Here is a 22,331-nt window from a genome sequence, read left to right on the forward strand (position 1 = left end):
CGATGGCACAAAACGCAGCCGGATCGACTTTTCTCAGCAGCTGAAGCATTTGCGGCAACAACGTCAAAGCGTACGAACACGGGGATTGAAACTGAAAATAAAGGAGTGAACAGGGTCTTATGATACTGGACTTGCAGCGCGTAACGAAACGGTTCGGCGACCGGGATCGGATCGTCACCGCCATCCGCGACGTCTCCCTCTCCCTGCTCGAGGATGAAATTTTCGCGCTTATCGGGGAGAGCGGCTCGGGCAAATCGACGCTGGCCGAGCTGATCGTCGGGCTGCAGAAGCCTACGGAAGGCCGGGTCGTGTGGCACTGGGACGGGTCCGGGCAAGCGGCGGCGGATAGGCGACGGCAAGTGCAGCTCGTATTCCAGAATCCGGATCGTTCGATGAACCCGTATTGGAAGGTCAAGGAAATCGTAGCCGAGCCGCTTCTGCTCCAGCGCGTCGAACGATCCGAGGCGTTCCGGTTAGCCGGCGAGCTGCTGGAGCGGGTACGTCTGCCGCGGGAACTGCTGGAACGGCGCCCTTCCGAATGCTCGGGGGGCCAGAAGCAGCGCATCGCGATCGCGCGGGCGCTCTCGATGTCGCCGGCTCTGTTGATCGCCGACGAGATCACGTCCGCGCTCGATCCGACGACGGAGCGGGATATATTGAACCTGCTCCTCGCCTTGAAGCGCGAGCAGAGCATGTCCATTTTGTACATTACGCACAGGCTGGAGACGATTCCCGGCTTCGCCGACCGCTTGGCGGTCATGAAGGACGGGGCCGTCGTGGAGGAGGGCTATACGGAGTCCGTACTGGGAGCGCCGAACTCGGACTACACGAGAGCGCTGCTGGACGCCTGTTCTTACTCCTAATCCACATCAACGCATATATGCAATCCATAAATGGGCGGTTGCCAAGCAATCCGAGCAATAAGAAATCCTTCCGCTATGAACACCGATCCCGATTACGGGCAGCAGTCCTGCGGATCATTTATCCATCCCCCGCATAATAGAAGACTGTGCTGCGGATTTAACGCACCGGAAATCCGCTATACGCTCGAATGGGTAGCTTGGTCTAACAATAAAGGAACTGCGTTCCGCTATATGGCGTCTGCCGAGCTTTTGGACCGCTCAGTCGGCAGTTTAACGGAAGCCAGTTCCTTTATTGCGGGGAATTCCGGAAAATGAAACATATAGCGGAATGGAGTTCCTCTATCGATCACAAGCTACAGGTGCAAACTGCAGTTCGACTTTCACTCGCGATCTGCAACTCTCGCCACTGACTAGACATTCGCCGCAGACCCGACTCCCGGTAGACTCGACTCTCTCCAAGACTCGTCTCAGCGCTTCATGGCGTTCGTCACAAGGCTCTTACATGCCTATTGCGCGCGGAAATAAGTCTCCACCTCGCGGCAAAACGTGAGCTCCTCTTCGGTAAGCTGCTTTTGTTTGCGGATGACGAAGCCGTTTTTGCGCTTGATCGCCAGCGACGACACGCGGACGGGAGCGAGCTCTCCTCTGTCCATCTCCGCCTTGATCACCTCGCCCGGCAGAAATGCGATGCCGAGCCCCGCCTTGACCGATTCTTTGATCATGCCGAAATTGCTCATTTGCAAAAACCGTACCGTTACGCCATGCCGCCGCAATTGGTCTTCGATGTATTGGCACATATACCGGCTTTGCGGCAGCAAAATCGTCTCGCCCTGCAAATCTCTCATATACAAAATTTTGCGGCTCGTCCAAGGATGTCCTGCCGGAACGACGAGCGCTAGTTCTTCCTCGAACAACGTGAACGCATCGAATTGAGTATGGAGCTGGTTATCCTCCGGATAAATGGGCAGAAACGCCAGATTCGTTTTTCCGTCCAGCAACGAACGTCGTAGATCGTCATAGCAGTACGTGTATATTTCCAGCAGCTGTTCGGGAAAAGAGCGGTGGTAATGAGTCAAAATACCGGGGAAATAGTAGCCGGAAATGTAATTGCTGACGTACACGGACAATATGCGCTCCTGCCGGCTGAGCGATTGCTTCACCTTTATCGAGGCTTCCCGTACGAGACCGGTCATCCGCTTCGCATAGTCCAGTACGATTTCGCCCTGTTCCGTCAACCGCACCTGCTTGCCCGCCCGATGAAACAGGTCGGCATGAAACTGCTCCTCCAACTGCTGAATATGGTGGCTGATCGTCGGCTGCGAGCAGTACAGCCGTTTGGCCGCTTCCGTATAAGAACCGCATTCGGCGACAACCAGAAATGTTTCCAGCCGTTCCAGCGTCTTCAAGTAAACTCACCTCGCTTATCCGGCTTGTTAGAGCAGAGCAATCTCTTCACAAAAAAGTTTAATGAAAATAATAATCATTGTCAATTAGAATGTCGATAGATGAATCGATTGGGTGGGCGGTTGGTGGGGTTTGGTAGTCGAATGTGGGAGGTTGGGTAGTTGGGGGGCCTGGGTAAAGGAACTAATCGTTCCGTTTGGCCTCCCGGACTCGCTCGAGATATCCAAACGAAAACAGCCACCCTGCGAGAGGATGGCCGTATTCCATAGAACGAACTTTTCTCCATAAAAAAGCAGTGGAGCTATCCCGTATTCGTCTACCGCAGAAAGCAGCGAGCAAATCGGGGCTGTATTCAGAAACGTTATTGCGTAACAGCACCTACATGCTTCTCCACAATCGGTGCTTAAAGGCCGCATACGCCGGAACCGCCGCTCCTAGCAGAATAAACGCCGCTTTCAGAATCAGGATCATGATCGGTTAACGCCTCCTTCCCGATTAACGATTAACGTCTGCCGCCGGGGAATCCGAATACGAAAATAACGATGCCGATGAGCGAAAAAACGGGTACGAACACATTGCCGAAAAAACCAGGCATTTCGCTAACGGCGAGTCCCGCCATTTTATGCCCTATTCGTTCCGTCGTGTAGATCAGAGCGGCGGCGAACAGGAAGGCGGCGCCGACTTTGTGGTAAAAGCTGTTGCCCAAACCTTGCACCTCCCGAAATTCCTATGCGATGCTATACGTGACAGCGCACGATACGTTTCTGTTGCAAAGGATCGGATTCAGCGGGCAGACTCTGCGGCAACCTCCGCATCTTGCCGCGCCAATATTCTGGAGCCGACCTTAACCTCTACGATAAAAGCATTCGCTCCCGGCGCCAAGGCTGCGGATGCGAACTGCCGCACAAGCGCGATCTGGTAGTCCGGTTTGCCGATATTCGCTGCTGTTGTACCGTCCGGGACGGCGCCATCGGTTCCGGTCGTCCGGCTGCGGATCGTAAGCAGCGGCGAAGCTTTCGGCTTCGCATAGTTCGGACCGATCCAACGCTCGTACCGGTAAGCGGATATGTCCAGTGTCGTGCCGCGTGCTGTCGCCGGCAAGTCCGGCAGCTCCACATCGTACTCGTCCCGGAACAAGTAGAAAAATTGCCCGCCCTCGAACCAGTCGATCGACAATCCCGCCATATGCTGCGCGTCTTCCCCGTTCAACCAAATGTCCCCGTCCGCCTCTACCGGCGCTTCCCGCAGCTGGAGCCGATCCTCCTCCTTGCCGTCCCAATATGTCGCCGCTTCCGTGCTTCCCGGCTCCAATCGGAAAGAGTACGGCTCACTTGCGCTTGCGAGAGTCACCGAGCGCGAACTCTCCTCCCTGTCCTCCCGGAAACCGAAACGTTCGGCCAAATAACGCAGAGACAAATAAGGGGTTCCTTCCTTCAGATAGCCAATGGCGGTCCCTCTGACCGACAGCTCCTGTCCGTTCACTTTCACCGTATCGAGGACGGTTTCCCGAAACGCGATCTGCGCCGTCGGCACGCCCGTCAACGGCCGGATCCGGTCGCGGGCCGGATTCAGCTTGAACCACGCGGTTCCGGTTCCCGTCCGCAGCACAAACCACAACGTCTCTTCCTTGTCGACCCAATATGCGGATGGCCGCACGATTCGGTCGCTCAACGTGGCGCCTGCGATCTGGAAACGGCCGCCCGGAAATCGGAACAGCTCGTGAGGGCCGCTCAGCTCTATGGCAAAGTCCGCTTCGATCGTATCCGCAGGCTCCGAATCGGCGGTGTCGACCCATCTGTCTCCCAGCTCCGTATGCACATGGTACGTGGTCGAGCCCTCCAGCTTCTCGAAGGCGGTCAATGTCTGCGGCCCCAACACCGTCATCCACCCCGACTGATAACCTAATGTGCCATAGGCGGGAGTATCGGACTTCAGCGTAACCGGTTCGTCCACCCGTACGACCGGCCTTCCTTGCGCCAGCGTATACTTCGGCCCCTTCTCCGTCTCGACCTGGTACCGTTTGTCATAGGCCGACACGAATTCGCCCGTGACGCGCATCGTACGGTTGAGCGCCGATTCGAATTTGGGACCGGCCATCGAGCCCATCGGTCCTTCGTAGTTCGGATCGTCCAGCAGCACTTCGCTCAAGTGATAGACGTAGTAGTCCGCAGGCTTGACATAACCGATTCGCTTCACCGGCAAATGAACCCATTGGTCGCCGAGCCACGAGGTGCGAATCCGGACCCAGCGCTTCTCTTGCGGACCGTTGGCGTAAAACCATTGCTTCTGCGCGCCGGTCACCTCCACTTCCTGCGGAGCGAGAACGGCCGTAGGCCCCGCCGACTCGTCCTGGGACGCGTAAATCGGCGTTTCTTCGAATAGCGTCAGCTTCCCGGGCGGCGGAACATCGACGTTCCACGGTTCGGGATGAATCCACGTCTCTCCCCCCGGAGTCGAGACGAGCCACCAGCTGTATCCCCGGGACCAGCCGTATTCGCCGCGAATAACGCGAACGCCGTCCTGCGCTTCCAGCCAGCCCGTGGATTCTCCTGCCGGATCGGCGTACGTCGGCGTTCCGGCCAAGAGAGAGATGACTGCAGGGATACGAAGCGTGTCCGGCTCGAACACGCGCGCTCCAGCCGCTTCCGCAGAAGCAGAACCATTCCCCGCCAGCGGGAAGCCGAGCAAGGGAATGACCGCAACGGCCGCGAGAAGCATCCTTTTCCTCCACATCTATACAGCTCTCCTTTGCAAATTGTATATAATCATTTGACTCGACTGGAAACAAAAGGTTGCACTTCCGCTCCGGCGGACGCCAAAAACGGCCCCTCATGAGCGAACCATGGGGGCTTGGCATTACTCAAATCGACAGAATCGTCCGCACGTCACTTCGGCTGCTGCCAGGCTTGATACTTATTGCCGTCGGGATCTTTGAAATTGATCTGAAATCCGCAGCCGCCTTCGTCGCGGATCCCGTCCTCCACCCAGACGCCGGAGGCCTGCAAAGAATCGTGAAGCGACCGGATGTCTTCCGTCTCGAAGCAGAGCGGGAACATCTCGAACGTTTCCCCCTCTTCCCCCCAGCCGGTCGTGTCGAACGTAAGCGGAGTCATGCCCGGGCTAGGCAGCAGGAACAGCCACTGGCCGTCGCCCATAATCATTATCGCGCCACGGCCCGGCTGCACCGCGGAACGCAGCTTCAAGCCGAGCACCCGCCCGTACCATTCTGCAGCGGCCGCCGCATCGGACACGGGCACATAGGCGCAATCGATCCGCTTCAACAAAGCCTTCTTCGTCTCAGTACCGTTCATTCGGGTCACTCGCCTCTCTTTCGCATGCGTCTGCATAATATTTACATCTCCACCATACCGAACGCGCGTTCCCGTGTCAATAAGTCTTGTCGCCTATTCCTCCTGAAAAGCTATGGCGAAATACCGCTTCGGACTGATCCCGAACTTGTTCTTGAACAGCCGGTAAAAATTGCAATAGTCGCCGAAGCCGCAATGCTTGTATACTTCCGTGATCGGAATGCCGCGTACGATCAGCACCTTGGCGTATTCCAGACGTTTCTCGGTAATGAATTTGTACATCGTCACTCCCGTAAATTTGCGGAATCTGCGGTTCAGATGGTATTTGTTCAAATAAAATCTTTCCGCGATTTGATCGAGAGACAGATCGTTCTGGAAGTTTCGGGAAATATAATTCAATACCGAATCGATCAGCAAATCTTTCTCGATATCGTCCGTCTCGAACAACACGCTGAAATGACGGTTAATCCCGTTAATCAACACGAGCAGCTGCTCCAAATAAGAGCGCAGCATAATGTCTTTGCCGTAGAAATCCATATGGACATGCTGGTACAAGTAATCGAATGCAGCCTTTATGCTCCCGTACGTCGTGACGTCCGGCGTAATGATCCGGATGCTGCTGTCCGCCGTGAAACAGGAGCGCAGATCGGTTTCCTCCGTGCACAGCGAATTCAAATAGTCCTTTTTGATCCACAGCACCATGCGATTGTACACTTTCCGGTCGTCGTTAATGATCGGGTAATGCGTAACGCCCGCGTGGATCAGGAGCATATCGCCCGGGTACATTTTATATTTCCGGTCATCGACGACATAAGAAACTTCGCCGGACAACAGCAGGAAGATTTCATGAAAATCGTGCCGATGCGGCCCCGCTTTACTGATCCGCTCGTCGTAATGGTGAAAAATCATAAAGTCGGACGAAATGGAAGCATATCGGGGCTTTCGCTTTGGGATATCCATCGTGCGGTCCTCCTGTAATCTGTTGCATGCGCAAGCGGTATCGTCTTCTTCTCCCAATCACTAAACGCAATATAATAGTCACTTTTAGCATTTTATCGAAGCTGTCTTCACCATACAATAAAGATGTCGGCGCCGACAATAGAAAAACATGAATCGAGTACCTCCAAGAACAAGCAAACGCGATTGAGCGGAGGCATTCTTGGTACAGGAAGCCGTAAATTCGCTTGACGTCTTATCGAATTTATCGCTTTCTGCAACGATGAAATAAGGGGGAACGTTCCATGCCCGGCATAAGCAAGCATGTCCTGACGGCAACGGCCATTGCAATCGCTTTCGCCGTTTCGGGCTGCGGCCCGGACCGCGCCCGGCCTGCCGAAGACGCCAAGAAGGCAGCCGCCGATACGTATACGGGCGGCCCCGTGGAGCTCGTCATCAAAGATGAAAATTCGGGAATCGCCACGGACGAGGCAATAAAAAAAGCGATTGTAGAGCTGATTCAAGCAAAGCATCCCGATATCCGTTTAACGTTCGCGAAGGACAAAATCGAAAGCTTGCTCGCCGCAGGCTCGCCTCCGGATCTGGTAGCGACGAGCCACAGCGCATTGATGAAATATTTGGAGCTGGACGTTCCGGGCGACTTAAGCCCGATGGTCCAAACGTTCCGGATCGACTTGAACCGGATCGAACCGGCGGTAGTCGGGGCTATCCGGGGCTTCGGCCAAAACGGGGCCATCTTCGGCTTGCCGTTCGGGATGAACCACGGGGCGACCATTTACAATCAAGATCTTTTTGATAAATTCGGAGTTCCCTACCCCAAAGATACGATGACGTGGGAAGATTTTCTGGAATTGTCCCAAAGGTTGACCCGCAATGAGCAGGGTCGCCAGTATGTCGGCGGCGCTCCCGCTTGGACGATCGTGAACGCGTTCCGGCAATATGGAGCCTCCAGCGTGGACGCGAAAGGCGAGAATGCGCTGCTGACCTCGGACGGCTTCAAGCATGTCGCCGCCCTGCTGCAAAAATTTTATCAAATACCCGGGCTCATCCAGCAAAATCAAGCCCCCGGACAACCTAGCAAATACGCTTATGGGAACGACGATTTTTTCAAAGATCAAAATATTGCGATGTATACGGGCTATATCGCCTCGCACTTGACCCAGATTCGAGCCGCGCAGCCCGTGTTCAAATGGGATCTCGCCGCCTATCCGACGTATAAAGATCGCCCGAACGTAGGCAATCCCGTCGATTTCCATATGCTCGTCGTGTCCCAGTCGAGCAAGCATAAGGAGGCGGCGTACTGGGTGATGAAGACGCTGCTGACCGACGAAGCGCAGCTGGCCATCAGCAAAGCAGGCCGAATCAGCGTGCTGAAGGATACCGCCGTCAAGCAGGCGTTCGCCCAAGATTCCGGCGTGTTCCGGGGAAAGAACATAGCCGCCATTTTTAAAGTTCCGAATGCGCCGCTGGTCCCTTCCGACTACTCCAAGTACAAGGATGATATCGCTCCGTTCATCAAAACGGCCGTCGAGGAAATGGCGCTGCTGCAAACCGACGCGAACACCGCCTTGCGCAAAGCCGAGGAGCAGGCGAATCAGGCGATACGCGGCAAAAACAGCAAATAAACGATGCCGTGGACAACATGGCGGACACTACACGATCGCGGAGGAAGCTCATGCTGATTACGGATGACAAGTTTTTATTTTTCGATACGGCCGTTACGAAGTCCATTACGAATATGTCGCTAAAGCCCGGAGATGTCGCGAAGAGTCCCCAAAACCCGCTGTTTAAAGAAGATTTTTTCTCCGAGCCGCCGCGTCCATGGGAAGCGCGCTACGACAACGGATATCCGAACGTATTTTACGATGCGGAGTATGGGTTGTACCGGTGCTATTATACGTTGTTCAGCAAAGATGACGTTTCGGCAAACACACCGCCGGAAGCGCGCCGGGGCAGCCAATACGTACCGAAGCCGGGACGCGAAACCTCTCTCGCGTACGCCTACTCCAAGGACGGCACGGAATGGGTCAAGCCGTCTCTCGGCACGGTCCAGTTCGCAGGCGATTCGGACAATAACCTGATCATGCGCAACGCCCATGGGGCATCCGTATTCCGGGACGAGCGGGAAACCGATCCGGGCAAACGGTACAAAATGATGCTGCGTCTCGACGACGAGCCGAGATTGCTCGCCGCCTCTTTCTCGGCGGACGGCATTCATTGGCGCGAACCGATCCCGTGGGAGCCGAAAGAGCGGCTCATTAAAGCCGATACGCACAATTTCGCCTTCCGGGACGGGCATTCCGGGAAATATATTTTGATTTCCCGCCACTGGAACCAAGGAGTGCGCGTCGTCGTCCGCAGCGAAAGCGACGATTTCATCCATTGGAGCAAGCCGGCGGAAGTGTATCGGGGAATCGGTTCGGACGACCAAATTTATTCGATGCCGATTTTCCGTTACGGGAATCTATATATCGGACTCGCCGCCATTTATCGCGACGGGGATCGGGAGCTTGCACATTGGGACAAAGTCGACTGCGAGCTGACCTATAGCGGCGATACGATTACATGGAACCGGATATGTCCGGGAACGCCGTTTATTCCGCGCGGAGCGGGCGAATATCCCGACGGCGACTGCGATAGCGGCTGCATCTACCCGAGCGTTCCCGTCTTCCATCCGGACCGGATCGATCTGTACTACATGGGCGGCAACGGACAGCATACGAATTTCCGGGAAACGGGCCTATGCGTCGCTTCGATCGGCCTTGACCGTTTTGCCGGGTACGAGCCGAGCGACCTTTCGCGCGAGGGCTGTCTGGAAACCTCGGTGCTGAAAATGACGGGCAGCAGACGGCTTCACTTGACGGCCGACGTATGGGATAACGGCTATGTGAAGGCGGAGATCCGCGATCGGTCCGGAAAGCCTGTGGACGGCTATCGCTTCGAGCAGTTCCGGACAATAACGGAAACGACGACCGGCGGAACGGCATCGTGGGAGCAGAACGGCGAAATAGGCATGCCGGATGCAGGCTTTACGATCCGCTTCCGGGTGAAAAACGCCAAGCTTTACGCAGGGGAGATGAGACAACGGTGAGCACCTATGACCTGAACAAATTCAAAGGTATTATCGTCGCCATGTACGCATGCTACGATGAGGACGGCAACGTATGCCCGGAATCGGTCAAGAGGCTTGCCCGCCATTATGCCGGTACGGGCGTCAAAGGGCTTTATGTCGGAGGCAGCACCGGCGAAGGCATACTGCAAAGCGTGGCGGAACGCAAGCTCGCGCTCGAAGCCGTCATGGAGGAGGTCGGAGGCGAATTGACGGTGATCGTTCACGTCGGCGCTCCATCCACCCGGGACAGCGTCGAGCTGTCCATTCACGCGGAGTCCGTAGGCGCCGATGCGATCTCGGCCGTACCGGCCATTTATTACCGGCTGCCCCCGGCCGGTGTCGAACGGCATTGGCGAGCGATGATCGACAGCACGAAGCTGCCTTTTATCATCTACCATATTCCGCAAACGACGGGCTTTCAGCTTACGACGTCGCTGCTGTCCAAGATGGCGGCCCATGAACGAGTGATCGGCGTAAAAATATCGTCCGAGAGCGCCTTCGAGCTGCAGCAGTTCAAAGCCGCCGGAGGTCCGGACTTCCTCGTCCTGAACGGACCGGACGAGCAGTATTTGGCCGGGCGCAGCATCGGGGCCGACGGCGGGATCGGCGGCACGTACGGCGTCATGCCGGAGCTGTTCCTCCACATCGAGCGATGCTTCGTCGATAGCCGCATGGAAGAAGCGCTGGAATGGCAGACCCGGGTCAATGCGATCATCGTCGAGCTTCTGTCCTTCCCTTCTCTGTACGGCGCCTGCAAAGCCATTATGGGTTTGCGCGGACTGGACTGCGGGGAACCCCGGCTGCCTTTGCTGCCGCTCGGAGAGTCGGACATGGAACGGGCGGCGGCGCTGAAAGCGAAAATAATGGAGTATACCGGGAACGTCAAAGCGGAACGCACCATCGTTTCGTAGCGCGGTGCTTCCGATACGCCTTCGTCGAACGGCCGTGCAGCCGCGGCGAAGGTTTTTTCGCGTCGGCTTCCTTTTGCCTGTATACTAATCGTAAGCTTGGACGCATTCGTCTTGGACGGCTGCCGGGTACATGCGCCTCCCTCCCGTCGAGCGGCGGCATTTCATGGCTGCGGCGGTCGGTCCGACGTATCGGCGTTCGAGACGGCGCGAATTTTGCATCAGATTGGTGGGAACTTATGAAAATATGGCAGCTGGCCGTCCCATACGCGATCGCGATAGCCTGCTTCTTTGCGTATAAAGATGAAATTGCCGATTGGATGGCACATCATCAGCCCTCCCCGTTCGTCGCTTTCGGAGTCGCCTTATGCTTCGTCCTCTTTCCCGTGCTGCCGTATAAAATCGTCATCGGCACATTCGGGTATATGTACGGTCCGCTGCTCGGCTTTCTGGTCAGCTGGTCCGCGGCGTCGGTCGCGTCGGTCATGCTGTATATGCTCGTGCGAGCCGGCTTTCAAAAGCGGGGCAGGGCATACTTGGCAAAATTCGAACGCATGGACAAAATCGCCAAGCTGATGGAGAAGCACCCGTTCGCCATCATTTTGGCGGCGCGCTTGATTCCCGTTCTGCCTCAGGCGCTAGTGAATGTGTATCCGGCCTTCCTGTCGATAAGGATGCCCACTTACGCCATCGCCTCCGCTTTGGGGAAAATACCGAGCATTTTGCTGTTCTCTTACTTGGGCAATCAGCTCTTCGTCAATCTCCATAACGCGCTGATCGTCATCGGCGTCTATGCCGTCCTGCTGGCATGCAGCTGGATCGGTTACCGCATCTGGACGAGAAGAGCGTAGTGCGAGAGCGGCGCGAAGGCGGATGGGCTCGATGGCTGATGGTTCGACGGCTAATGGTTCGACGGCTGATGGCTCGATGGCTTTGGTTCGATGGCTGATGGCTCGATGGCTCATGGTTCGATGGCTGATGGTTCGATGGCCGACCCTCGTGCCGATATGGCAGGATGCCACGGGGAACAATTAGTTCCTCTATTTCTTTTGAAAGCCGTCCAACCCGGGCGTAAGGGAACAATATTTTCCTCTATTCTCAAAAATACAGCTGACCTGCGACTGTTTTCACCCAATAACGGAAATAAATGTTCCCTTTCCCCCCACGAACGCCCCTGTCGCGAGCCTTAGCGGAACTATTCCTTCCGCACGCCCGTACATAGCGGAATCAGAACTTCCGCTAAGGCGCGTAAACCGCCCAATATGCTCAAACCACGCTTGAGTTAGCGACACGCAATATCCTCAGACTGCACTAATCTTCAACTATGCTAACTTTAACCACGTTAACCCCTAACTTTAACCACGTTAACCCCGCTTGTCCTGGGAGTCCGGATTTCCAGGTGTCAGAAAGAATATGCGCCGGAAATATTCCCGGGCGTGTCCGATCAGTACATGCTTTTTACCGTTGTTTTCGGACACCACCGGGCCGTCTGCAAAAATGGAAGCAGGACGTCTAATGCTTCGTCGCTTCGGATGCGTTGAAGGGCGGTGGACGCTATGGCCGATACGTAACGATTCGGATCGTCCAGCGCCCTTTTCAATGCAGGAACCGCATCACCTGCTTCCGCCCCAAGTCGAGCGAGAGATAATCCTGCCGTAAAGCGTGCGTAATCGTCTTCGTCCTGCAGCGCTTCACCTAATGCGGGAACAAGCAGCTCCGCCGGCTGTCTGATCATGCCCAATGCTTCGATGGCATGCATTCGGACGAATGCGGAATCGTCTTGCAGCAGTTCGATCAGTCTCGGTACGGCATGGGAAGCCGATTCCCCGATTTCTCCCAGTGCATAGGCGATATACCCGGGGGCATCACGATTCTCGCTCGGAACATCCAAAGCTTCGACGAGCGCCGGAAGCGCTTCAGCTCCTGCGGCAGCCAACCCGTACGCGGAAGTTCGGACGACCGTTGGGGAAGGGTGCCGCAACCCGCCAATAAGAGCCGAAATAGCATCTTGCCCTAGTGATGCCAAAGCGTATGCAGCGTCCAGAGACGAGGCTTCATCGGATTCATAGGACAAGCAATCGGCCAATTGCTGGATGGATCTGCCGTCCGATTCTCCGTGAGCCCGGGCAGCCTCATTTGTGGAACGTTTCAAGGCCGATGATCCGGATAGCCAACTCCAGACGTGCTCCCACATGAGGCTATGGTCCATGATCGGGAGCTTGTTCGACGATGGCTCCCATACTTTCCGCCGATTGTTCCAGCTCGGATGCTTGGGCGCTTCCAGACGGAAAAACAGAAATTTCAGCATATACCGGTCGATTGCGGAAGTGTTCGGCATTGCCGTATGCCAAATGTCATAGGCGATCAACGCCATTGTCCCCGCTTTTCCGGTTATGGGGAGCTTATACTCGGAACCGTCATCGGACAGTTTGTAGTGGTTATGCGTCCCCGGCATAATGCTGGAGGGGCCCATATCTTCCGTTACATCCTGCGGGTAGTAAAAGATCATAGCCGACCAAGGATGATGATTTCGTATTTTCTCGTTCCCCCAGTAGTTGTCTTTATGCCATGCTATGCCCTTGCTTCCCGCGCGGTTAAAATGGCCGTGCCGGTGGGCATGCATGATGTAGTCGGGTCCCAAGATGCTGGTCAGGGCTCCTCTAACGGTCGGATGCTCGAAAAACTGTTGGATTTCCGGTATACGCGGCACCAGATTGTTACCCAGATTTCCTTCGCTCGCATATACCTCATTCATTTTCTGCAATACGGCTTGATGAAATTGCTGCGAAAAATCGGTTTGAAGCTGTACATAGCCGTGTGAGATGAATTGGGCCATCTGTTCGTCGGTCAATAAATATTTGGTATCGATCAATGCATGATACCTCCCATAAAATATTATATATAATATTTGATCACAAGGTGATTATACAATACGATTTTACACTATTCAATAAGATTATATAATATTTATTGTTATTATATAAAATAAAAAATCCACTTGATGAGCACGGTACCGTTATACAAAAAAAACCGTACGGCATCATGATCATGCCGACGGCTTTTGGTTCCAATTTTTGTTTGAAGGACACCTGCAATCAGATCCATTCGTTCTGGGCAAGCTCCAACCGGGTAACCGGACCGATGTCCATATAATCCCTATAGGCACGGCGGATATGCTCCCTCATCACTTTTTCCGCATGATCGGGGTCGCCCTGCTTGAGAGCCTCGATCAGCTCCCCGTGCTCGGACACTTCCTTTTCTTTGCTGAACTTGCGTCCGACGATCCGGTTCACCAACTGATTTCGAAAGGAAATAATATGAAGCATGGACACTAAGACGGAGTGCTTGGAAAGCATGTAGATATAGTGGTGAATATAACCGGAATCCTGCTGGAGAGATTCGATCGTGTCGTCGTCAAGCTTCTTTTTCATATCCTCATAAAATTGTTCCAAATGTTTGATATCTTTATTGGACACATTTTGAACGGCCAATCGGATCGCCATTCCCTCCAGAACGGAGCGGAACGAATAATGCTCGAACACGTCTCTTTCGCTTAACGTGTTAATGACCGGTCCTTTTTTCGGAACCAGGGTGACTATCCCTTCTCCTGCCAACTGGCGGATCGCTTCGCGAATCGGTGTTTGGCTGACACCGAGCTCGCGGGCCAGTGACGTCTCCACGATCCGATCGCCCGGGTCTAATTCGCCGACGATAATCTTTTGTTTGATGAACTTCACGATATCTGCACTTAAGTTTTGCTTATTGGTCGATGCCGCACGGTTAGTTTCATTCATGGTCGGTTCACCTTTGGAAGTATGGAGTATTATTCATTATATATAACATATATATATTATATAGCAAATAGAGAGGATCAACAACAAAGCCGCGGATCGTGAAGGGCTGAACGGATCGCGTCTCTTATTTTGAATATGCAAAAAAGGCCGCGCGAACGCGACCCTTGTTTCATTATATTTATGGCATGCATGCCGTGATAAGGAGCTCTCTCCTCACTCTCCAACTCCGTGAACCGTCCGGCTGCCCTCTGCCTCCTTTAGTGTAGCATTTCGACCTCTTCCATCGCCGCATTCGGGAATTCGTCGGGAAAGGCGTTCCAATCCGCATCCAACTCGTCGTCGGTCAGCAAGCAGCCGTCCAGCGAGGCGGAGAGACGCGCCCGGTCCATCCCGATGCCGATCAGGACGACTTTGTTGATTCGGTCGCCGTATACCGGGTCCCACTCGTTCCGCAATGCATCATCCTCCGCCATCAGCCGCCGCTTCTCCTCCTCCGGCAGCGCGGCGACCCAGTAGCCGGCCGGCCCGAATTGGATGGAAGGTCCCGCCTGGCTCAAGTTTTGCGCCATATCGTTGCGGGTGGCGAGCCATACCATGCCTTTCGCCCGGACGATTTCCTCCGGCCAATCGGACATCCATTGCATCAATCTCTCGGGATGGAACGGCTTGTTGCGCTCGTACACAAATGAGGATATGCCGTATTCCTCCGTTTCCGGCGTGTGGACCGGCTTCTCCAGCTCCTTGATCCAGCCTGCGGACGAGCTCGCTTCGTCGAAATCGAACAGGCCGGTGTTCAGGATTGTCGACGGGTCGACTTGACCTTGCACGGTGCGGAGCAGTTTCGCTCTCGGCTGCAGCTTGCGAAGCACGGCCTCCAGCTCGACCAGATCGTCCTCGTCCACCTTATCGCATTTATTCAGCAGGAGCACGTCGCAAAACTCGATCTGATCGATCAGCAAATCGACCACTTCCCGCGTATCGTCCTCCCCTACCGCCTGATCGCGCTCCAGCAGCGTCTCGCCCGAAGAAAAGTCGTGCCAGAACCGGTACGCGTCGACGACGGTGACCATGCAATCGAGCCGGCAAAACCGGGTCAGGTCGATTCCGTGCTCCTCGTCTATATAAGTAAACGTCTGGGCTACCGGCACAGGCTCTCCCACTCCGGTCGATTCGATCAAAATGTAGTCGAAACGCCCCTCCTTGGCCAGCTTCTCTACCTCCCGCAGCAAGTCCTCCCGCAACGTGCAGCAAATGCAGCCGTTCGACATCTCGACCAGCTTCTCGTTCGTACGCGATAAGCCGCCGCCTTCCTTGATCAATCCGGCGTCGATGTTCACCTCGCTAAGATCGTTGACGATAACGGCAACCTTCAGCCCGTTGCGGTTGTTCAGCACATGGTTCAATACGGTCGTTTTTCCCGCTCCCAAATATCCGCTCAGGACGGTTACGGGTATTTTGTCGGCATTATTCATCTTTCAAGCTCTCCTTTAAAAGTAATTTTTACGATTTTATAAGGTGGAAAAAGCGGCTACTGGACCATTCGCCATTTATCCATGGCGGGAATCGTCATTCGTTTCATCACGGCTTCCAATCCTTTTGATTGGACATTACCGGTTGTTCGATTCCTTGGCGGAAATTCATAGCTATCGTTCACTTCGGACGTAACCAAACGCGTTTTGTCCGGTTTTCCGCCTTCGGCGCTTTTTGCGTACGCAATCCCTTGCATTCGGACTTGCCGTGCGCCTTGGAGTCTTATAAGTAATTATTACAATTAAACTATATCAGCATAGCGAGTCTACGTCAATGCCATCCGCAGAATGCCCATTCCTCCCCCATCTCCGCCCTCCGGAAAAAGTACGCCTCTCCTTTCATGGCTTCCGATTCTCGCGAACGAACAAATCCCCCGGACTGCATAGTCCGAGGGGATTCGGATCGTCTGGAAGTCGTGGCGCGACGCGCTATACTACCGTCCGATTTTATTATTGATATTCAAATTCATTCCGCCTATTTTATCGTTGATGCGGTTCTGAATTTCGTGCAGTTGCGCCATATCGTGCGCCAGATCGATGACTTTCGTCTTGACGACGGCGATTACGCTGCTGGCTACCCGGGCTACATAATCGTCCGCTACGGGATTTCCGGACGGGAGCGCGGCCATCTGGCCCAAGCTCTGCATAGCCTCGGTGCTCACCCGCAAATTTTTGCTGTTAATTTGCTCCTGTACCGCCTTCTGCATGCCGGACAAAGCCGCTTTCTGCAATTCCGGATCCGAGGCGAGCAGCTTTCCCAATTCATCCATTCCTTTATCGGACATTGGTATTCCTCCCATTTTATAATTGCATGATGTCGCTAGGGTCGCAATATGACGGAATTGGGCAAGAGGTGTCGAGAGGCGCGAAGCAGAGTCCGGCATTTGCGGGAAGTGCCGTCAGAGGTGTACAGCAGCTATGAGGTCTTTTTGGCGGCAGCCAAGTTGTTCAGCAAAATTTCCATACCGTATCGGCGCATGGCATCCTCCACCATCCAGAAATCGGATTGCGAGCGCAAGCCGTTGCACATGTGGCATACCGAATGCTCCCGCGGCGGCAGCTTCCACTCGGGGTGGTACCGCTGGACGATCCGTTCGAGCTCCTCGAGGCCGCGATGGGTAATGACCTTCAAATAAACGTCGCCCAGCATGTTCGTCAGCACCTCCGGCATCGTCTGCCGGTACAGATTGCCGACCACGAACACGCCGTCGTCCAAACAGACCGAGCAGCATGGATCTACGTCGCCGTTCGGCTGGATAACCATTTGTACGCGCGGACAAAACAGCTGATCGTCTCGCGGAATCCGGGTGTTGACGAGCCGCGGGAGCTGCTTCGCCCTGCCGACCGGCAGCACGTAGCAGTTCTCGTCCCATATAAGGCGCTCGTGCCATTCCGGCTCGAAATAGTCTTTGGCGCTTTTGCCCGGGCTTGTGAAATTGCTCGTTATGGACACTGCAAGGCCGACCTCGAGCGCCGTTTTCGCTGCCGTCGCCGCGTGCTTCGGATTGACCCAGACCGAATGGCTTTCGTCCATCGATACGGCCACTTCCACCAAGCCGAGCGCCCGCAGCTCCTGCAGCCGACGGCGTGCGAGCTCGGGATTGTTGCCCCAGAACCCGTTGGTCGTAATCGAGGTCAGAAAGCCGTAATCGTACAAATGCCTATGGATCTCCAGCATTTCGTCATAACGGAGAAACACTTCCCCGCCCGTAAAGCCCGCCGTTTTGCAATAAGGCACGTATTCGGAGAAATCGTGTATCCACTGCCTGACGCCGCTAATGTCGATCACGCCCCTTTTCGAAGGGCCATCGTCATTGCAGCAAATATCGCAGAACGCGTTGCATTGCCTCGTCAAGCTGAAAACGAGATCTTGTATGCGAACGTGTCCCCGCAGGCTAGTTTCCGTCAGCTGCAGCTCCTCCACCAGCGTAATCCGAATCTCCTCCTTCCCGGGAAAAATGAGACGACCGTATGTAGGAATGCCTTATGTACGAAGCATGATCGGTGAACTACATCCATGTATAAAATGAAACATGCATGATTCACCTTCACTATAACAAGCTGCTCGAAAGGCTGTCATGGGAACTACTCACTATTCCGTAATAAGCATTTCGGTGTAATTTATGCTGCGGAATCGTGCGTTATAACGCACGATTTCTCCCGATCCGTATGCCATTCGATCCATTTCCGCCGACAGACTTCGAATGATTATGGAACTATATGGAATCGATTGAAAGGGCTTTCCGCACTACTCGGATCCGACAAATGCTGCAAGCGTACCGCTGTAAAGCGCCTGACTGCGGCCACTCTCGCAACGGGCGCAGCTTACCGCGCCTGGGTCGCCGCACGACACGGGTTGAACCTCATTCGTTGCAGGCTCGTTCGGCCGTTCATGCATGCTTCCCCGCTCCCCGTCATATACATTCCTTGTTGTACCCATTTGTAACAGTCGATAAAAAATCGTAAAATTTACTACATAAGCCATCGAAAGGAATGATATCGATATGAATGTGCGAATACCGGCCCTCATCATCAGCGGTTTTCTCGGAAGCGGCAAAACGACGCTGCTGCTCCGTCTGCTGGAGGAGGCGGCAGGACGCGGCTTGCGGCCGGGCGTGCTGATGAACGAGCTTGGCAAGCTCGATGTCGACGGACAAATTTTGGAGGAGCATGCGAACGCCTCGGTGCAGAAGCTGTTGGACGGCTGCGTCTGCTGCAGCAAAAAAGGAGAGCTGCTCGACGCCTTGAAGACGTTGTCGGCCCAAAAGCCGGACCTGATCGTAATCGAGCTGACCGGTGTCGCCAATCCCGAGGAAATCGCCGAGACGATCACCGAGCCCGGGCTGCTAGATGAGCTGTACTTGAGACAGGTCGTCACCGTGCTGGACGGCGAGCATATTCTCGACTACAACAGCATCTTCGCCGCCGACAAGCAGCTCGTGCGCACGCTGAGGCGGCAAATCGAGGTCGCCGACCGGCTGCTGCTCAACAAAACCGATTTGATCCCGTCCGCCAAACAGCTCAAAATCGAGAAAACGATCCGCAAATACAACGATCGCGCCCCGATCTATCCGACGACGCAAAGCCGTTTCGACATGAGCCCGTTGTTTGCCGATATCGAATCCGCAACCTCTGCCATAGTGTCGACGCAGGTGCCCAAAACGCCAAAGGTGGCGATTCGCGGAGTAGCGACGGTCGTGAAGCAGCAGGAAACGAAATCGTTCTCGCGCATCCAGACGATCTCGCTCCCTTGGCCCCGAGAAGGCGGCACCTCCCGCTCCCGCGTGGAAAAATGTTTGCGCGCTTGGGAAGATCGTCTGCTGAGGGCGAAAGGGTATTTGCGCTTCGAGGGCGACGACTCCGTATATTTGATGCAATTTGCCGGCGGACGGACGGTATGGGAGAGGTCCCGTTACGACGGGGAGCCGTATGTCGTGTTTATCGGCCTCGATCTGGACGCGGAACGGCTGACGGAGCAATGGCACCGGATCTTCGATTGACATCGTTTTTGCGGGAATCTATTGTATAAATTGTAATATTTACGTATTAATTCGGTGGTTAAGTAGCAATCCGTCCTGTCCGATGCGGGACTAGTCGATACGCGAATTCCGGTTACGGAGCTGACCGGGTTTCTCGGCGCCGGCAGACGACGAATAAGGGTGGTCATTTCGGCGAAATAAGAGCGATTCGGGACTGATATTTGACGAGTAGTCGGTCCAAAATCGGCAATACGCCACAAATAAGAGCTGCCCGCACCTCCTATTTGTGGCCAGTCATATCGAAAACATCAATTTAGAGGTGCAAAAGACTGCTATCGTGGCACTTTACTGGCTGTAATCCGGAAGGTATGTGCTCCAAACGCTCCTTCCGGATTACAAAAAAGGTATGTTCGAGTTACCGCATAGGCCGGCTTGGCCCACGATGAAGCGGGAAGACAGAAATAAGGTTGAAACCGGCATTATTGCCGGCCCGAAGCGGGAAAACGACGCGGATAGTGCTGAAACCGACCTTATTTGCGGCGTTGACGGGTGAATTCCGGTCGAAATCCGGCTCGCTGGAAGGAATAAGGTTGAAACGAGCGCTAAAATCGGCGCGAAGCGGGAAAACGACGCGGATAGTGCTGAAACCAACCTTATTTGCGGCGTTAACGGATGAATTCCGGTCGAAATCCGGCCCGCTGAAGGAAATAAGGTTGAAACGAGCGCTAAAGTCGGCACGAAGCGGGAAAACGACGCGGATAGTGCTGAAACCGACCTTATTTGCGGCGTTGACGGATGAACTCCGGTCGAAATCCGGCTCGCTAAAGGAAATAAGGTTGAAACCGATGTTCGAGCGCTAATCCGCCAGCTTCTCGAAATCCTCGTAGTACGGATACACGTACGGCGTCTCCGGCGCCTGAATGCTCTCGATGCTCGTCGCGTCCAGCTTCATGATCTCGATGTCCTTATACTTCGTCGTGCCGATCGTGCCGACGATTTTCACCCACGCATCTTTGCTGAGCGTCTTGGCCGTGGCGCCTTCCACCAGGACGCCGTAGGGCGACGAATCGGCGGAGCAGCACATCATGGCGAGCCGCGATACGACGAATTGGTTTTCCTTCATGTCCGGTTCGCGATAGACGAATCCGGTAATTTCCATCTTCTTGCCGATATACCGGTCCAGAAACAAATCCACGGCCGTCAAAAGCTCCATGAAGCCGTTTTCCTTGATGACGATCCGATCCTGCTTGTACAGCTTTATGCCGAGGGAAACGAACGGCTTGCTGAAATCATCGGCCTCGAACAGCCGCTTCAGCTCCTCGTCGGCCGTCGGACTCGTCCCGGTCCCGGCTGCGGAAGACACACCCCCTTTAGCCGCCGCTTCTTCAGCCGATACCGGCTGCTCGGGCGCCACAGACTCGGGAGCTTGAACCGCCCCTGCTGAAGCCGTCTGCCCTGCTGCGGCCGTACCGGAACCGGCCGCCCGTCCCCCCGCCTTCGCTGCCCCGTTGCCTCCGCTCAAGTTCATTCCCTTCATCGCCACGACGTCACTGCCCATCAGCTTGTCCGGCAGCAGGAAGCCGAGTGTCAGCGGCAGCAAAAACAGGCCGTACAGCCAAATGTTCCGAACGATCGAAGCAGGCGGCGCATGCTCGCAATCGCATGCCGCTTCGGCTTTGCCGAAAAAGGAACGCAGCCCGAGAAACCCCTGGTACAGGGCGATCACGAACAAGGCGATGGCTGCACACTTCACGTACACTTCCATTCGCGGAGCGATATAATACACCAGACTCCCGGCTTTGACCAGGTGCAGCACATAAAACGAAAATCCCGCCATAATGACCGCGCGAAACAAATAGTGAACGGTTAGCGAACGGTTTTCGACCATATCGAACTCCTCCTTTGACCCGCAACTTTACCGCAGCGCAAGCTGCCCGGCGATTGTCGCCCCCAAAAACACGAAAACCGCGACGAGCATGCACAGCATAAGCACAAACCGAACGCGGAATACGGTACCAAGCATAAGCGTCGTCTTCAGATCGAGCATCGGCCCGAACACCATGAACGTCAGCAGCGAGCCGGCAGAGAACGTATTGGCGAAGGAAGCGGCCACGAAAGCGTCGGACGTCGAGCACAGCGACAGCACAAACGCCAAGCCCATCATGAAAAAGTGCGAGAACAGCGGGTCCTGTCCGATCTCGAGCAAGCCGGCGCGCGGCACGAACGTCTGGATCGCGGCCGCTACGACCGAACCGAATATCAAATATTTGCCCATATCGAAAAATTCCGATCCGGCATGCTCCAGCATCGCGAAAAACGGATTGCCCCGGGCATGCTTATGCTCTCCGGCGCCCGTATCGTCGGCGGAAGAGCCGTAAAGCGTCGCCGCGCTGTGCTTCAACACGCTTTTTTTCACGAAAAAATAAACGATAAGCCCGATTGCGGCGCCGACGAACAATGCCAGCCCCATTCTCGAATACAGCAGCTCCGGGCGATTCCGGAACGCCATGAAGGTCGCCGCATAGACGATCGGATTGACGATCGGGCCGACCAGAATGAAGACGACGCCGATATATAGCGGCATTCCTTTCACGATGAGCCTGCGGATGACCGGAATCATGCCGCATTCGCATACCGGGAACAGGAAGCCGAGCAGGCAGGCGAACAAGATGCCGAGCAGCGGATTTTTCGGGGCAAATCGGCGAATCCAGCTTTCCGGGATAAAAATTTGCACGAACGAGGATACGAGCACCCCCATGACGATAAAGGGCAGCGCTTCCAGCACGATGCTGACGAACATCGTCTTGAACGACTGAATGCTCTGCACGGCGGGGAGCTTGAAATCTTCCAGGCTGACCAGCACGCCCGGATTCATCGCCATAATAATCAGAAAGCTGATCAGCAGCAGAAAAAAACCGTGAAGCGCCATTTGGGAAAGGGCAGAACGCAAGTTGCAAGCCTCCCGTTCAGACATCGT

18 protein-coding genes are annotated in these 22,331 nt (G+C 54.9%); 6 read left to right on the forward strand and 12 right to left on the reverse strand.

From position 1 onward, the window contains the following. The first annotated feature begins 119 nt into the window (after window positions 1–119). Window positions 120–863 (forward strand): ABC transporter ATP-binding protein, encoded by a 744-nt coding sequence (locus FE784_RS26510; protein WP_139605274.1) that lies wholly within the window; start codon window positions 120–122, stop codon window positions 861–863. Between the two features lie 506 nt (window positions 864–1,369). On the opposite strand, the gene FE784_RS26515 is transcribed toward FE784_RS26510, so the two are convergent. The 5 genes from FE784_RS26515 to FE784_RS26535 form a co-directional block, all read right to left on the reverse strand. After that, complete coding sequence (locus tag FE784_RS26515) at window positions 1,370–2,269, reverse strand: LysR family transcriptional regulator (RefSeq protein ID WP_139605275.1); 900 nt, start codon at window positions 2,267–2,269, stop codon at window positions 1,370–1,372. 500 nt (window positions 2,270–2,769) lie between these two features. Further along, window positions 2,770–2,973 carry a hypothetical protein gene (locus FE784_RS26520; protein WP_139605276.1) on the reverse strand — a complete coding sequence of 68 codons (204 nt, stop codon included), beginning with the start codon at window positions 2,971–2,973 and terminating at the stop codon, window positions 2,770–2,772. A gap of 77 nt (window positions 2,974–3,050) precedes the next feature. Continuing rightward, window positions 3,051–5,000 (reverse strand): stalk domain-containing protein, encoded by a 1,950-nt coding sequence (locus FE784_RS26525; protein ID WP_139605277.1) that lies wholly within the window; start codon window positions 4,998–5,000, stop codon window positions 3,051–3,053. A 152-nt stretch (window positions 5,001–5,152) separates the two neighbouring features. Continuing rightward, window positions 5,153–5,578, reverse strand: coding sequence for a VOC family protein (locus FE784_RS26530; RefSeq protein ID WP_139605278.1), 426 nt, complete (start codon window positions 5,576–5,578; stop codon window positions 5,153–5,155). A gap of 93 nt (window positions 5,579–5,671) precedes the next feature. Next, a complete protein-coding gene (locus FE784_RS26535; protein ID WP_139605279.1) occupies window positions 5,672–6,535 on the reverse strand; it encodes a helix-turn-helix transcriptional regulator in 864 nt (287 codons plus the stop codon). Window positions 6,536–6,816: 281 nt separating this feature from the next. On the opposite strand from FE784_RS26535, the gene FE784_RS26540 reads away from it, so the two are divergent. From FE784_RS26540 to FE784_RS26555, 4 genes are all read left to right on the forward strand, one after another. Then, complete coding sequence (locus tag FE784_RS26540) at window positions 6,817–8,157, forward strand: extracellular solute-binding protein (RefSeq protein ID WP_139605280.1); 1,341 nt, start codon at window positions 6,817–6,819, stop codon at window positions 8,155–8,157. A 50-nt stretch (window positions 8,158–8,207) separates the two neighbouring features. Continuing rightward, the gene (locus FE784_RS26545) at window positions 8,208–9,623 is read left to right on the forward strand and encodes a hypothetical protein (protein ID WP_139605281.1); all 1,416 of its coding nucleotides are present in this window, start codon (window positions 8,208–8,210) and stop codon (window positions 9,621–9,623) included. After that, the gene (locus FE784_RS26550; protein ID WP_218103817.1) at window positions 9,620–10,555 is read left to right on the forward strand and encodes a dihydrodipicolinate synthase family protein; all 936 of its coding nucleotides are present in this window, start codon (window positions 9,620–9,622) and stop codon (window positions 10,553–10,555) included. Before FE784_RS26545 ends, FE784_RS26550 begins: the two co-directional genes overlap by 4 nt. A 236-nt stretch (window positions 10,556–10,791) precedes the next feature. Further along, window positions 10,792–11,403: a TVP38/TMEM64 family protein gene (locus tag FE784_RS26555; RefSeq protein ID WP_139605282.1), complete on the forward strand. Its 612-nt coding sequence runs from the start codon at window positions 10,792–10,794 to the stop codon at window positions 11,401–11,403. 593 nt (window positions 11,404–11,996) lie between these two features. Here the strand turns inward: FE784_RS26555 and FE784_RS26560 are convergent. The 5 genes from FE784_RS26560 to FE784_RS26580 form a co-directional block, all read right to left on the reverse strand. Next, window positions 11,997–13,424, reverse strand: coding sequence for a HEAT repeat domain-containing protein (locus tag FE784_RS26560; RefSeq protein ID WP_246132190.1), 1,428 nt, complete (start codon window positions 13,422–13,424; stop codon window positions 11,997–11,999). Between the two features lie 223 nt (window positions 13,425–13,647). Continuing rightward, entirely contained in the window at window positions 13,648–14,346 is a 699-nt protein-coding gene (locus tag FE784_RS26565; RefSeq protein WP_139605283.1) for a GntR family transcriptional regulator, read from the reverse strand. 257 nt (window positions 14,347–14,603) lie between these two features. Then, window positions 14,604–15,818, reverse strand: a complete 1,215-nt coding sequence (locus FE784_RS26570; protein WP_139605284.1) for a GTP-binding protein — start codon at window positions 15,816–15,818, stop codon at window positions 14,604–14,606. Window positions 15,819–16,309: 491 nt separating this feature from the next. Further along, window positions 16,310–16,660, reverse strand: a complete 351-nt coding sequence (locus tag FE784_RS26575; protein ID WP_139605285.1) for a DUF1002 domain-containing protein — start codon at window positions 16,658–16,660, stop codon at window positions 16,310–16,312. 131 nt (window positions 16,661–16,791) lie between these two features. Then, window positions 16,792–17,799 carry a radical SAM/SPASM domain-containing protein gene (locus FE784_RS26580; protein WP_139605286.1) on the reverse strand — a complete coding sequence of 336 codons (1,008 nt, stop codon included), beginning with the start codon at window positions 17,797–17,799 and terminating at the stop codon, window positions 16,792–16,794. Between the two features lie 580 nt (window positions 17,800–18,379). Here FE784_RS26580 and FE784_RS26585 point away from each other — a divergent pair. Then, window positions 18,380–19,375 (forward strand): CobW family GTP-binding protein, encoded by a 996-nt coding sequence (locus tag FE784_RS26585; protein WP_246132191.1) that lies wholly within the window; start codon window positions 18,380–18,382, stop codon window positions 19,373–19,375. 835 nt (window positions 19,376–20,210) lie between these two features. On the opposite strand, the gene FE784_RS26590 is transcribed toward FE784_RS26585, so the two are convergent. Then, a complete protein-coding gene (locus FE784_RS26590) occupies window positions 20,211–21,242 on the reverse strand; it encodes a TIGR03943 family putative permease subunit (protein WP_139605287.1) in 1,032 nt (343 codons plus the stop codon). Window positions 21,243–21,269: 27 nt separating this feature from the next. Continuing rightward, window positions 21,270–22,283, reverse strand: coding sequence for a permease (locus FE784_RS26595; RefSeq protein ID WP_176706540.1), 1,014 nt, complete (start codon window positions 22,281–22,283; stop codon window positions 21,270–21,272). Between the last annotated feature and the right edge of the window lie 48 nt (window positions 22,284–22,331).

This window comes from Paenibacillus hemerocallicola (genome assembly GCF_006265175.1).
Classification (GTDB): Bacteria; Bacillota; Bacilli; order Paenibacillales; family NBRC-103111; genus Paenibacillus_AB; species Paenibacillus_AB hemerocallicola.